The organism is Streptomyces sp. NPDC050161 (assembly GCF_044460025.1).
Taxonomy (GTDB): Bacteria; Actinomycetota; Actinomycetes; order Streptomycetales; family Streptomycetaceae; genus Streptomyces.
Map to the genome: position 1 here is coordinate 86618 of NZ_JBITJM010000019.1, position 12164 is coordinate 98781.

Here is a 12164-nt window from a genome sequence, read left to right on the forward strand (position 1 = left end):
TGTGGCCGTCCTACGCCCCGCGCAGTTCGGCGATGACCGCGTCGGTCAGCGGCGGCCAGGCGTCGACCGCCCAGGGGCCGAACGCCCGGTCGGTCAGCGCGATGCACGCGGCGCCCGCGCCGTTCGCGGCCTCCGGGTCCACCCACAGGAACGTGCCGGACTGCCCGAAGTGCCCGAAGGTGCGCGGGGACGACGAACTGCCCGTCCAGTGCGGCGACTTGCCGTCACGGATCTCGAAGCCCAGGCCCCAGTCGTTGGGCTTCTGGTGGCCGTAGCCCGGCAGGACGCCCGTGACGCCGGGGAAGACCACCGACGTCGCCCCGGCCAAGGTCTGCGGGGCCAGCAGCCGCGGCGCCAGGAGTTCGGCGGCGAACCTGGTCAGGTCGGCGACGGTGGAGACGCCGTCCTTGGCGGGCGAGCCCGCCAGTTCCGTCGCCGTCATGCCCAGCGGTTCGAGCACCGCCTCGTGCAGATACTGCGGGAAGGGGATGTCGGTGGCCGCGGCGATGTGGTCGCCCAGCGCCTCGAAACCGGCGTTGGAGTAGATCCGGCGGGTGCCGGGCGCGGCCATCGCCCGCGGCTCGTCGAAGGCGAGGCCCGAGGTGTGCGCGAGGAGATGACGGACCGTGGCGCCTTCGGGACCGGCCGGTTCGTCCAGCTCGACCGCGCCCTCCTCGACCGCCAGCAGCGCGGCGTACGCGGCCAGCGGCTTGGTGACGGAGGCGAGCGGGAAGCGGCGGTCCAGGGTGCCGTACGATCCGGCCACGCCACCGTCGGCTCGTACGACGGCCGCCGCGGCGTGGGGCACCGGCCAGGTCTCGATCATCCGCAGGCTCTGCATGGGTCGAGCCTAACGCCGGGCCTCCGGGGCATGCCCGGGGCGTCCTGCCCGGCGTACGGACCGGACGTCAGGACCCAAATCCCGGTCAAGTCCGGCCTTGCTTGGAGTGCACTCAAAGCCTCTAGCGTTGACCACGTCGAGAGGGATCGACCACCGACGTAGGGGAGACGCGGCATGACGGTGACGCAGAGCGGGCCGGTGACGGACCAGGGGGATGCGGCCGGTGGCCTGCGGGGGAACGGACGCGGTTGTGTGGAGGCCGAGTGGCGCCCCCGGCCGGCCGGGCGGGACCACTACACGATCAGCGAGGTGTCCGGGATCACCGGGCTCAGCGCGCACACCCTGCGCTGGTACGAGCGGATCGGGCTGATGCCGCACGTCGACCGCACGCACACCGGACAGCGCCGGTTCACCCCCCGCGACCTGGACTGGCTGAACCTGGTCGGCAAGCTGCGGCTGACCGGTATGCCGGTCGCCGACATGGTCCGCTACGCCGAGCTGGTCAGGGCGGGTGAGAGCACCTTCACCGAACGCGAGCGGCTGCTGACCGCGCACCGCGAGGACGTACGGCGACGCATCGCGGAGCTGCAGGGCACGCTCACCGTCCTCGACTGCAAGATCGATATCTATGCCGATGCCCGTCGGGCGTCCGAAAGGTTCTGAGGTCATGACTGACGAGAAGATCGAGACGGTTGAACTGGGCACCGGCGGCCCGCGGGTCGGCGTGCAGGGCCTGGGCTGCATGGGCATGAGCTTCGCCTACGGGCCCACCGACGACCCCGACGAGGCGCGGGCGACGCTGGAGCGGTCCCTGGAACTGGGGGTGACCCTCTACGACACCGCCGACGCGTACGGCGACGGCGCCAACGAGGAGTTCATCGCGCCGTTCGTCCGGGCGCACCGCGACGAGATCGTGCTGGCCACCAAGTTCGCGCTGTCCTTCGACCCGGCCGACCCGAAGAAGCGCATCATCAACAACGACGCCCCCTACATACGCCGGGCCGTCGAAGGCAGCCTGCGGCGGCTGGACGTGGACGTCATCGACCTCTACTACATGCACCGGCGCGATGTGCGCGTCCCCATCGAGGAGACGGTCGGGGTGATGGCCGAACTCGTCGCCGAGGGAAAGGTCAAGCACCTCGGGCTCAGCGAGGTGACCGCCGGCGAGCTGCGCGCGGCGCAGGCGGTGCATCCGATCGCGGCGCTCCAGTCGGAGTGGTCGCTGTTCAGCCGCGACGTCGAGGACGGTGTGGTGGCCGCAGCCGCCGAGCTGGGCGTCGGCTTCGTGCCGTACTCTCCGCTCGGACGCGGCTTCCTGACCGGCTCGTTCGTCAGCGCCGACAAGGAACTGGACAGCGGCGACTTCCGCCGCCAGCAGCCGCGGTTCACCGGCGACAACGCCGCGGCCAACGCCGCGCTGCTGGAGCCGGTGCGTGCCGTCGCCGCCGCACACGGGGCGACCGTCGGCCAGATCGCCCTGGCCTGGGTGCAGCAGCAGGCGGCCGTCCACGGACTCGCCGTGGTGCCGATCCCGGGCACCCGCAAGCGCACCAGGGTCGAGGAGAACGCCGCCGCCACCCGCATCCGGCTGACCGACGAGGAGTTGGCGCGGCTCGCGCCGATCGCGGCGCAGGTCGCGGGGGAGCGGTACGCGGACATGACGTTCACCTCCGCCGGGCGGGAGTAGCTGCAACGGGCACCCGGCACCCGGCGGCGCGGGGGCGGGCCTCCTCCCGGCCCCGCGCCTCGGCGGGCCCGCGCCTCCCGGCCCCGCCCTATGCCAGCCGCAGCGCGAAGACGGCGAACGCGGCGGCGAGCACCGCGGCCAGGGTGCGCCGGCTGCCGGGGACGCCGCTCCACGGTGCCTCGAAGCGGCGGGTGGCGCGGCTGATGGCGACCAGGACGACGGCGAAGACCGGCAGCCAGGCCAGCCGGGCGAGCACCCACCCCGACGAGTCGGGGGCCAGCGTCAGACCGGGTATGCCGCCCAGGTACGAGGCCGGTACGGCCAGGCCGAGCAGCGCCGTCTGGTGCCAGCACAGGATCGTCATGGCCGACAGGTTGATCACCACGACCGGCGCCCACAGCGCGGGCCGCCGCAGCAGCCGTGCGAGCCGGTCGCGCAGCAGCACCGCGGCACCGGACTGGGCCGCCGCCAGCGCCACCACCAGCAGCGACGGCGGATGGGAGTTGGTACGCGCCTGGCCGGGCACCCCCACCATGCTCGCCGGGTAGTGGAACTCCAGCAGCAGCACGGCGAACAGAGCGGTCCCACCGGCCAGCAGCGTCCACGCGGCACCGCGCCCCAGTCTCTTCTCGCCCCAGCAGACGCCCAGTTGGTAGGCGAACAGCCAGCCGGGCAGCAGGTTGAGCAGGCTCAGCCAGGACGGCATCGCCGCCTCGAAGGGCCCGTAGCGCAGGTAGTCGACGACGGCGACGGCGAGCAGCAGCGGGGCCGCGGTCCAGGCGCCCCAACGGCGGGCCGCGCGCAGGCAGTACGGGGTGAGCGCGGTGACCACCGCGTAGACGCCGACGAACCACAGCGGCTGGATGACCAGCGTCGCCCCGGTGTGCAGGGTCGCCTCCGGCACGCCCAGCAGGGACAGCACCGTGATCAGCGCGGCGCAGACGGCGGCGACGCCGAGCACCGGGCGGCCCAGCCGCGCCAGCCGGGTGCCGAGCCAGGCGCCGGGTGAGGTGCCGCGTCCGGTGGCGCGGCGGAAGGAGAGCACGGACGCGTGGCCGCCGACGAGGAAGAAGATGCCGAGCATCTGGAGCACCCAACTCGCCGGTGCCAGGCCGCCGACGGCGGTCAGCGGGCTGGCGTTGTGCAGCGCCCCGTCCGCGTCCAGGGTGAAGCCGCCGAGCAGCCAGTGCCCGGTGGGCACGGCGAGCAGGGCCAGGGCGCGCAGCCCGTCGATGGCGCGGTCACGGTGTGCGGGGGTGCGTGCGTCGATGGTGCGGACGGTGTCTCTGAGAGGTGAGAGCAGGGCGAGGGACATGAGACGTCCTTGCGGTCGGAGGACTGCGGCGGGCCACCGCCGCGCGGGCGGGCTCAGGAGACGGCGGCGTAGCGGCCCAGGGCGATGGCGGCGAAGTTGCGCAGCGAGTCGGTACCGGGGGCGAGATAGCCGGTGTGCCCGTCGGCCCGAACGGCGGAGACCCGGCGGGCGCCGAACGCGGGGTCGGTGGGGTCCTCGCCGTGCCCCAGGCCGAACAGCTCGACGTTCGGGACGTTGCCTATCCAGTCGGTGGCATTACGGGCCGCCCACACCCGGGCGCCGGTGTGCAGCGCGGCGGCGGAGTCCACGCGCATCCCGGGGGAGCCGAAGACGACCAGGTCACGCAGGGTGCGGCCCAGGTGCGGCGCGGCAAGGCCGCAGACCACCGAGCCGTAGCTGTGGCACAGCAGCGCGGGCGCGGGTATGCGGTCGGCGGCGAGCCCGGACAGGAAGCGGGTCAGCCGGGGCGCGCCGGCTTCCGCGAGCCGCCCGGTGGCGGCGTCGGGCCCCAGACCGACCGGCGTGGTGTAGCCGGCCCAGGCGATCACCGCGGTACGGGTGCCGGGGGCGTCGGCCGCCATCCGGCCGCGCAGCGCCCGCGCCATCCCGGTCGGCGTGCCGTACGGGTCCTTCGCGCGGTCGAAGGTGGCCAGGTCGATGTCCGAACCGGGGACGACGACGGCGGTGCGCCGGGCGGCCGTCAGGTCGCCGTGCACCTCGGCTATCTGGCCACGGCCCCGGGGGTCGAAGGCGAGGATCTGCCGGCCGGGCGCGAGCAGACCGGCGCAGCGGGCGGCGGCCTTCCGCGCCGCCTGATGGTCCTGGAGGGTGCCGGCCGGGTCGCTCGCGCGGGCCAGCTGCCGGTCCCGTTCCGCCGCCAGCGCACGGGAGTTGGCCTCGTACCTGAGGGCTATGGGCGCACCGCCGAGATTGCCGACGGTCAGCGGGTGCCGGGCGGCGAGCAGATGGCGCTGGGCGCCGGTCAGCGCGGCGAAGAAGCGGGCGACGCGGGCGGGCTGCGCGGTCGCCGGGTCCGGCAGCGGGACGCCGAGGGAGTGGTCGGCGCGCCAGGCGGCGGCGCCCGGCGGGGGCCCGGTGACCGCAGTCTGCGCGGAGCCTGCCGCCCAGCCGCCGGTGCCCGCGGCGATCGTCACCGCGCACACGGCGGCGATGAGTGTGCGCTTGCCGCGCCGGGTGGCGGCTCGCAGCAGTGACATGGGCGTCTCCCTCTTCCGTTGGTGGCGGAGGGAAACGTAGAAAGACGACGGGTGACACGGCGTCACACCTCGGGGCCAACTCCCAGGTGATACCGGGGTAGGGGGTGCGCGCCCACATGGTCCTCAAGGGGGAGGGGCTAGCTGGGGGGTGCTGATGGCACCGAGCCGGATGAGGGCGCCGGCCCGGGGTGGCGGTGGCGGTCGGGGGGTGTGCCGCAGCGGATGGCGGCGTCTCGTCATCGGCCGAGACGGTGTCCGGGAGAAGGGTGATTGCCCGCTTCCATGCCGTAATGGAGACGGCTGCCCGTTCCGGACCGCCCGGGGCGTCATGGCGGGAACCGGATCTCCAACTCACCGGTAGGTCCCGGATACACTCCCCTGCCATGTGTGAATGGAAAGTGGAGAACGGGTGGCGAATACGGTCGCCGCGACCAGACTGGAACAGACCGGACGGTGACCACAGACCGGACACCAGTGCAGTCCGCTCCTGATGGCGGCTCGGCACAAACAGGCACGGGCCCCGAGGGCGCACTGGCTGTTCCTCGCGCTGACCCTGCCCGTTCTCTTCGGCGCCCTGCTCTTCCAGGGCTGGACCGAGAACGAGGTCGACGGCTCCAAGACCAAACGGTCCTGCGACCAGCCGGTGCCCCGGGCCGCCGCCGACGCCGGCCCCGTTCTGTCGGTGGACGGCGACCGGGTGCGCTCGGCCGCGATGCCCGCCGGCACCGTCGCCCTCACCTATGACGGCGGCCCCGACCCGTACTGGACCCCACGGCTGCTCACCCTGCTCAAGAAGCACCGCGCGCATGCCACGTTCTTCCTCAGCGGCGCCGACGCCGCCCAGTACCCGGATCTCGTCCGGCAGATCCGGGACGAGGGGCACGAGATCGGCTCCCACTCCTACACCGGAGCCGACCTCGGCAACGCCTCCGGCGTGCGCCGCGCCCTCGAACTCCGGCTCACCCAGGGCGCGTTCGCGGGCGCCGACGGCTTCCGGACCAAGCTGCTGCGGATGCCGATGACCACCACCGTCGCCACCCTGTGCGGCGCGGAGTGGCCCGCCGTGCAACGCGCGTCGGCGCACGGCTACCTCGTGGTCGCCGCGGACCGCTCCGGACGGGATCCGTCCGACGGCCTCGTCAGGCAGTTCAGCCAGACCTCACTCGCCTACCGCGAGACGGCGGGGCTGCTCGCCGACCGGGGCGCCCGCCGGTTCACCACGATCTCGGACGGCATCGGCGCCGACGCGTCCGCCATGAGCGACGTCGCCGCGCCCGACCGCTGGGCCGGCACCGCGCTGATCTGGTTCCAGTGGCTCGGCCGCGGCTTCGTCTCCGCCCTCACCTGGGTGCTGACCATTGCCGCCGCGCTCGGCCTGATCCGCCTGCTCGTCCTGGTCCTGTTCGCCCGCGCGCACGTCAGACGCCTGGAACGGCAACGGCCCGGTGCGCCCTGGCTGCGCGAGATCCGCGACCCGGTGACCGTCCTCGTGCCCGCGTACAACGAGGAGGCCGGCATCGGGACCACGCTGCGCTCGCTGCTCGCCTCCACGCACGAGCGGCTCCAGATCATCGTGATCGACGACGGCTCGTCGGACCGCACGGTGGAGATCGCCAACGGGTACGCGGAGCAGGACACGCGGGTGCAGGTGGTGTGCCAGCCCAACGCGGGCAAGGCCGCCGCCCTCAACCACGGTCTGGCGTACGCCCGCTGCCCGTACGTCGTGATGGTCGACGCGGACACCGTCTTCGAACCGGACGCGATCGCGCGCCTCATCCAGCCGCTCGCCCACCCGGCGGTCGGCGCGGTCAGCGGTAACACGAAGGTCGGCAACCGTACACGGCTCCTCGGGCGCTGGCAGCACCTGGAGTACGTCTTCGGATTCAACCTGGACCGCCGGATGTTCGAGGTTCTGGAGTGCATGCCGACCGTGCCAGGCGCGATCGGTGCCTTCCGGCTCGACGCGCTGATGGGCGTGGGCGGCCTGAGTGAGGACACCCTCGCCGAGGACACCGACCTGACCATGGCGCTGTGGCGGGCCGGCTGGCGGGTGGTCTACGAGGAGAACGCCATCGCGTGGACCGAAGTTCCCACTTCCCTGCGGCAATTGTGGCGCCAGCGCTACCGCTGGTGCTACGGCACCCTCCAGGCGATGTGGAAGCACCGCGGGGCCGTCCGTGAGGTCGGGCACGCCGGGCGCTTCGGGCGGCGCGGTCTGACGTACCTGCTCCTCTTCCAGGTGCTGCTGCCGCTGCTCGCCCCGATCATCGACGTCTTCATGCTCTACAGCGCGCTGTTCACCGACAACCCGGTGAAGTCCGTGGCGACGTGGCTCGGTTTCCTGACCGTGCAGCTCGTCGTGGCGGCGTACGCGCTGCGGCTCGACGGGGAGCGCCGGCGACCGCTGTGGTCGCTCCCCTTCCAGCTCCTGGTCTACCGGCAGTTGATGTACCTCGTCGTCCTTCAGTCGGTGGTCGCCTTCGTGACCGGCAGCCGCCTGAAGTGGCAGCGCATGCACCGCTCCGGTACGGCCGCCGCGGCGGCCCAGCACATCGGCGGACCCCACGACCGCCGCAGCCTGACCGTTACGAGGTGACGACCCTGTATCCCCCCACACCCCCCACACCCCCCACACCCCCCACACCCCCCACATCCCCTCTGCCCCCCACATCCCCGGAGCCCCCCACCTCCGGATTCCCTGGCCACGACCCCATCGGCGACCACCTCCCGCCGTACGCGGCACCCGGCCCGCCGGGGCAGGGACACGACCCGTACAACTCATACGACCCCCACAACCCCCACAACCCCCACAGCCCCCATAACTCCTACGCCCCGTACGACGCGTACGCCCCGGAGCCCCCCACGCCCGGCCTGCTGCGGAGCGAGACCGCGTACGCGCCACGGCCCGAGGCGGTCCGCACCCCGGACGACGAAGGCGGGTACGGCCCGCTGCCCGGTGCGTCACCCGGCGGCGGCGCACCCCGGCGCGTCCGGCGCAGGTCACGGCGGCGGCGCTCGCGCGGCGGGCGTGTCCTGCGGGCCACCGGCTTCCTGCTCTCCCTGGTCGTGCTCGGCGGGGCCGGCGCCTACGCCTGGGCGGACTCCCGACTCGACGACGCGGTCGACCTGTCCGCGCTGCCGGGCAGGGCCGCCCCGGGTCAGGGCACCAACTACCTGATCGTGGGCTCCGACAGCCGCGCGGGCCTCAGCGAGGAGCAGGCGCAGAAGCTGCACACCGGCTCCGGGATCGGCGCGGAAGGCCGCCGCACCGACTCGATGATGGTGCTGCACACCGGCGCCCACGGCACCACCATGACCAGCCTCCCGCGCGACTCCTGGATCACCGTCCCCGCCTACGTCGACCCGAAGACCGGCATCCACCACAAGGCCGCCAGGAACAAGCTCAACGCGGCGTTCTCCCTCGGCGGCCCCGGACTCCTGGTCCGTACCGTCGAGTCGAACACGGGCCTGCACATCGACCACTACACCGAGATCGGCTTCGCCGGATTCGTCGGCATCGTGGACGCGGTCGGCGGGGTGCGCATGTGCGTGGACCGGCACATCGCCGACGAGAAGTCCGGCCTCGACCTCACCCGGGGCTGTCATGTCCTCGACGGGCGGGAGGCGCTGGCCTTTGTGCGCCAGCGCCACCAGGAGAAGGAGGGCGACCTCGGCCGCTCCCGCAACCAGCAGAAGTTCCTGTCCGCCCTGGCGGCCAAGGCGGCATCCCCGGACGTCTGGCTCAGCCCGTCCGCCGTGTTCGGCACGGCAGGCGCGGGCCTCGACACCCTGATCGTCGACGCGTCCACCGGGCTGCCCGAGCTGACCCGCCTCTTCAAGGCGCTGCGCCAGGTGTCGTCCGGCGGCGGCAAACAGCTCAACGTGCCGGTCTCCACCGTCGGCCTGGGCACATCGAAGGGCAGCGCCGTCGTCTGGGACCGTGAGCTGTCGCGGCGTCTCTTCGCCGAACTGCGGGCGGACCGCCCGGTCACCGTCCACGGCTGAGGCGGCACCCGGCACCGGGCGGGCGGTCCGTACGGGCCGCCCGCCCGGATCCCGTCGTTCAGCGATCGCCGGGCGACACCAGCCCCGACTCGTACGCGAAGATGACGGCCTGGGCCCGGTCCCGCAGCGCCAACTTGGCCAGGACGCGCCCGATATGGGTCTTCACGGTCTGCTCGGCGAGCACCAGCGCCTCGGCGATCTCCTGGTTCGACAGGCCGCGGGCGATCAGCTCCAGCACCTCCGTCTCGCGCGGGGTGAGGCCGTTGAGCCGCAGCGCGGTGCTCTCCTTGCGGGGAGCGGGCCGCTGCCTGGCGAAGTCGGCGATCAGGCGGCGGGTCACCGACGGCGCGAGCAGCGCCTCGCCGCCCGCGACGACCCGGACCGCCGAGATCAGGTCGGCCGGCGGCGCGTCCTTGAGCAGAAAGCCGGAAGCCCCAGCCCGCAGCGCCTCGTAGACGTAGTCGTCGACGTCGAACGTGGTCAGCATCAGCACCTTCGGGCGGTGGCTGACACCCGGCGGCGGATCCAGCAGCTGTCTGGCCGCCTCCAGGCCGTCCATCTCCGGCATCCGGACGTCCATCAGCACCACGTCCGGATGCGTCCGGCGGCTCAGCTCGACACCCTGCACGCCGTCCGGGGCGTCCCCCACCACGTCGATGTCGCTCTGCGCGGAGAGCAGCGCGGCGAAACCGGCCCGCACCATGGCCTGATCGTCGACGATGATCACTCGTGTGGTCATGTGGAGTCGGTGTCCTTCACGGTCAACTGAGGGGGAGTGAGCGGGAGTTGGGCCGCCACATGGAATCCGCCGCCGGGCAGCGGCCCGGTTCTCAGCGAACCGCCCAGCAGGCGCACCCGCTCCCGCATACCGACCAGGCCGTGCCCGGTGCCGGAGGTCTCCAGCGGCTCGGACGGCGAGGGCGGCCGGCTGTTGGCGACGTACACGGTCAGCGAAGCGTCGCCGAACTCGGGCATCACCATCACCCGGGTCCGCGCGCCCGGAGCGTGCCGCACGACGTTCGCCAGCGCCTCCTGCACGATCCGGTACGCCGACAGGTCCACCGCGGGCTCCAGCCCGAGGGGCTCGTCCGGCAGCGTCAACTCGACCGGTACACCGGCCCGTACGGTGCCGTCGACCAGCTTGGGCAGCTCGTCGAGGCCCGGCTGCGGTGACTTCTCGGGACCACCGTCCCGCTCCGTCTCCGCGCTGCGCAGCACACCCAGCAGCCGGCGCATCTCGGTCAGCGACTCACGCGCGGTCGCCGCGATGGTGGCGAACTCCTCCTGCGCGGCCTCGGGGATCCCCGCGATGCGGTACGGGGCGCTGTCGGCCTGGACCGTGATCACCGACATGTGGTGGGCGACGACGTCGTGCAGCTCCCGGGCGATGCGGGCGCGCTCCTCCAGCAGCGTGCGGCGGGCGCGCTCCGCCTCGCTGATGGTCTCCTGCTCGATCAACTTCCGCCGGGTGTCGCCGCGTTCCCGCAGCGTGGCGCCGAACAGCAGCACCATGCCGCTCAGCACGAACATCAGCACCCAGCTGCCGTCGCTGTGCACGGGGGCGACCAGCTCGAAGGCGATGCTGAGTGCGCCGGTCGTCAGCCAGACGGCGAGCAGCGTGCGGCGCCGCTCACGCAGCGACAGCGCCAGCATCAGCGCGAGATAGCCGATGATCACGGTGGCGGGCCATGGCCAGGAGCCGTCTCCGGCCGTGGGCAGCGCGGCCAGCACCGCCGCGCACACGGCGTCGGCGGCGAAGATCACCCACCACGCCTGGAGCGGCCGGGTCACCGACAGCAGCAGCGGGACGGTCTGCGCGGTCGCCAGCCCGCCGGCCAGGCCGCCGTCCATGCCGTAGCCGTCGCTGAGCAGGCGCTGGGTCGTCGGCAGCAGCGAGACCGCGAAGGCGAAGGCGACGACGTACGGCAGCCGGCGCAGCCAGGCGCTGCGGACGTCGGCGAACAGCGGCGTGCCGGGGCCCGCCGGGGTGCCGAGGTTGTCGGCGAGCACGCGCAGCGCCTGGTGTGCGGCGCGCTCCGCCCGCTTCCGCGCGGTCCCGCGGGGCGTGCCGCGGCCGGGCTCCGGTGTCTGAGGATCGTTCGTCATCGCCCGACAAATCTAAGCGGACCGAGACCACCGGGGCGTCATACCGGGGTCTGGAGCAGCACCTCGTACCACGGTATGACCCCGGGCCTGCCGGGCGGGACGTACGCCCCGCCTACAGCTCGGCCAGCAGCTCGGCCTTCTTCGCGCTGAACTCGCCGTCGGTCACCAGACCCGCGGTGTGCAGCTCGCCGAGCTGCCGTATCCGGTCGGCGATGTCGGCCGGATCCCGCCGGGTCTCGCCGACCCTGCCCGCCGGTTCGCGGACGGGGGTGTCAGCACCGAGATCCGCGGCGCGCACCGCCTGGAGGACCGCGGCGGCGAACGGCAGCGACTCGTGGACCGGGCCGTAGCCGAGCCCGAAGACCACGGCCGCCGGATCCTGGTCCGCCTCGCCGGGAAGCGCCTCGTGCGCCCCGCGCTCCAGCAGCCGCAGATGCCCGGTGACCACTTCGGGCGAGCGCCATTCCACCCCGGCCAGCTCGCCGACGGCGAAGGTCTGGTCGCCGCGTTTCCACTTCGCGGACGAGGCACCCGTCCAGAACCAGCGGAACGCGACCGTTTCGCCGTCGAAGGACGCCTTGCCGTCGTACGCCTTGAAGGCCAGCGGCGGGTCGGGCGCCGCCACCAGATGGCGGTCGGCAGGCTCCGCCGCCTCCGGGACCAGCGCGGCGCGCAGCGCGTCGGCGAACTGCCCGGCCGACGCCTCGCGTTCGGCGGGCAGCACCAGGCGGTACGGATCGGAGTCCTCCTTGAGCTGCCCGTCCGCCGCCTCCATCAGCGGATCGGCGCCGGGCCGCGGCACGGCATGCAGGACCACGGTGCCGCGTCTGCCCTCGGACAGCTCGACAGATCTCAGCGCCTCGTACGGAATGCGTCGCTCGCCGAGCGCCTGAAAGAGCTTCGGCCTGCGGATCCCCCGTTCGAAGCGGATGAGCACGGAGTCCGTTTCGAACTCCCAGACGGCGTGAAAACCGGCCAGCACATCACCCATGC

10 protein-coding genes are annotated in these 12164 nt (G+C 73.1%); 4 read left to right on the plus strand and 6 right to left on the minus strand.

Going from position 1 to position 12164, the window contains the following annotated elements:
- Window positions 1-10 precede the first annotated feature (10 nt).
- Complete coding sequence (locus tag ACIBK8_RS27095) at window positions 11-841, minus strand: serine hydrolase domain-containing protein (RefSeq protein WP_399044473.1); 831 nt, start codon at window positions 839-841, stop codon at window positions 11-13.
- Between the two features lie 174 nt (window positions 842-1015).
- Here ACIBK8_RS27095 and ACIBK8_RS27100 point away from each other — a divergent pair, with 174 nt between their 5' ends.
- Window positions 1016-1504: a MerR family transcriptional regulator gene (locus ACIBK8_RS27100; protein ID WP_399044474.1), complete on the plus strand. Its 489-nt coding sequence runs from the start codon at window positions 1016-1018 to the stop codon at window positions 1502-1504.
- A 4-nt stretch (window positions 1505-1508) separates the two neighbouring features.
- Window positions 1509-2528 carry an aldo/keto reductase gene (locus ACIBK8_RS27105; protein WP_399044475.1) on the plus strand — a complete coding sequence of 340 codons (1020 nt, stop codon included), beginning with the start codon at window positions 1509-1511 and terminating at the stop codon, window positions 2526-2528.
- An 88-nt stretch (window positions 2529-2616) separates the two neighbouring features.
- Here ACIBK8_RS27105 and ACIBK8_RS27110 read toward each other — a convergent pair whose 3' ends face one another.
- Together ACIBK8_RS27110 and ACIBK8_RS27115 are read right to left on the minus strand one after the other, a co-directional pair.
- On the minus strand, window positions 2617-3843 hold the full coding sequence (locus tag ACIBK8_RS27110; protein ID WP_399044476.1) for an acyltransferase: 1227 nt from the start codon (window positions 3841-3843) through the stop codon (window positions 2617-2619).
- Window positions 3844-3896: 53 nt separating this feature from the next.
- Window positions 3897-5060 carry an alpha/beta hydrolase gene (locus tag ACIBK8_RS27115; protein WP_399044477.1) on the minus strand — a complete coding sequence of 388 codons (1164 nt, stop codon included), beginning with the start codon at window positions 5058-5060 and terminating at the stop codon, window positions 3897-3899.
- 490 nt (window positions 5061-5550) lie between these two features.
- Between ACIBK8_RS27115 and ACIBK8_RS27120 the strand changes: the two genes are divergently transcribed.
- Window positions 5551-7656: a bifunctional polysaccharide deacetylase/glycosyltransferase family 2 protein gene (locus tag ACIBK8_RS27120; RefSeq protein WP_399044478.1), complete on the plus strand. Its 2106-nt coding sequence runs from the start codon at window positions 5551-5553 to the stop codon at window positions 7654-7656.
- Window positions 7653-9065, plus strand: a complete 1413-nt coding sequence (locus ACIBK8_RS27125; RefSeq protein WP_399044479.1) for an LCP family protein — start codon at window positions 7653-7655, stop codon at window positions 9063-9065. Before ACIBK8_RS27120 ends, ACIBK8_RS27125 begins: the two co-directional genes overlap by 4 nt.
- A gap of 58 nt (window positions 9066-9123) precedes the next feature.
- Here ACIBK8_RS27125 and ACIBK8_RS27130 read toward each other — a convergent pair whose 3' ends face one another.
- The 3 genes from ACIBK8_RS27130 to ACIBK8_RS27140 all read right to left on the minus strand — a co-directional run bounded on the left by ACIBK8_RS27130 (window position 9124) and on the right by ACIBK8_RS27140 (window position 12162).
- Window positions 9124-9804 (minus strand): response regulator, encoded by a 681-nt coding sequence (locus tag ACIBK8_RS27130; protein WP_399044480.1) that lies wholly within the window; start codon window positions 9802-9804, stop codon window positions 9124-9126.
- On the minus strand, window positions 9801-11171 hold the full coding sequence (locus tag ACIBK8_RS27135; protein ID WP_399044481.1) for a sensor histidine kinase: 1371 nt from the start codon (window positions 11169-11171) through the stop codon (window positions 9801-9803). The genes ACIBK8_RS27130 and ACIBK8_RS27135 overlap by 4 nt, the downstream gene beginning before the upstream one ends.
- Window positions 11172-11283: 112 nt before the next feature.
- The gene (locus ACIBK8_RS27140) at window positions 11284-12162 is read right to left on the minus strand and encodes a DUF4429 domain-containing protein (protein ID WP_399044482.1); all 879 of its coding nucleotides are present in this window, start codon (window positions 12160-12162) and stop codon (window positions 11284-11286) included.
- Between the last annotated feature and the right edge of the window lie 2 nt (window positions 12163-12164).

What these genes read in the sequence shown, in the direction of transcription:
- ACIBK8_RS27095 (WP_399044473.1), bottom strand. Translation starts at nt 841, where the DNA reads ATGCAGAGCCTGCGGATGATCGAGACCTGGCCGGTGCCCCACGCCGCG.
- ACIBK8_RS27100 (WP_399044474.1), top strand. Translation starts at nt 1,016, where the DNA reads ATGACGGTGACGCAGAGCGGGCCGGTGACGGACCAGGGGGATGCGGCC.
- ACIBK8_RS27105 (WP_399044475.1), top strand. Translation starts at nt 1,509, where the DNA reads ATGACTGACGAGAAGATCGAGACGGTTGAACTGGGCACCGGCGGCCCG.
- ACIBK8_RS27110 (WP_399044476.1), bottom strand. Translation starts at nt 3,843, where the DNA reads ATGTCCCTCGCCCTGCTCTCACCTCTCAGAGACACCGTCCGCACCATC.
- ACIBK8_RS27115 (WP_399044477.1), bottom strand. Translation starts at nt 5,060, where the DNA reads ATGTCACTGCTGCGAGCCGCCACCCGGCGCGGCAAGCGCACACTCATC.
- ACIBK8_RS27120 (WP_399044478.1), top strand. Translation starts at nt 5,551, where the DNA reads ATGGCGGCTCGGCACAAACAGGCACGGGCCCCGAGGGCGCACTGGCTG.
- ACIBK8_RS27130 (WP_399044480.1), bottom strand. Translation starts at nt 9,804, where the DNA reads ATGACCACACGAGTGATCATCGTCGACGATCAGGCCATGGTGCGGGCC.
- ACIBK8_RS27135 (WP_399044481.1), bottom strand. Translation starts at nt 11,171, where the DNA reads ATGACGAACGATCCTCAGACACCGGAGCCCGGCCGCGGCACGCCCCGC.
- ACIBK8_RS27140 (WP_399044482.1), bottom strand. Translation starts at nt 12,162, where the DNA reads ATGGGTGATGTGCTGGCCGGTTTTCACGCCGTCTGGGAGTTCGAAACG.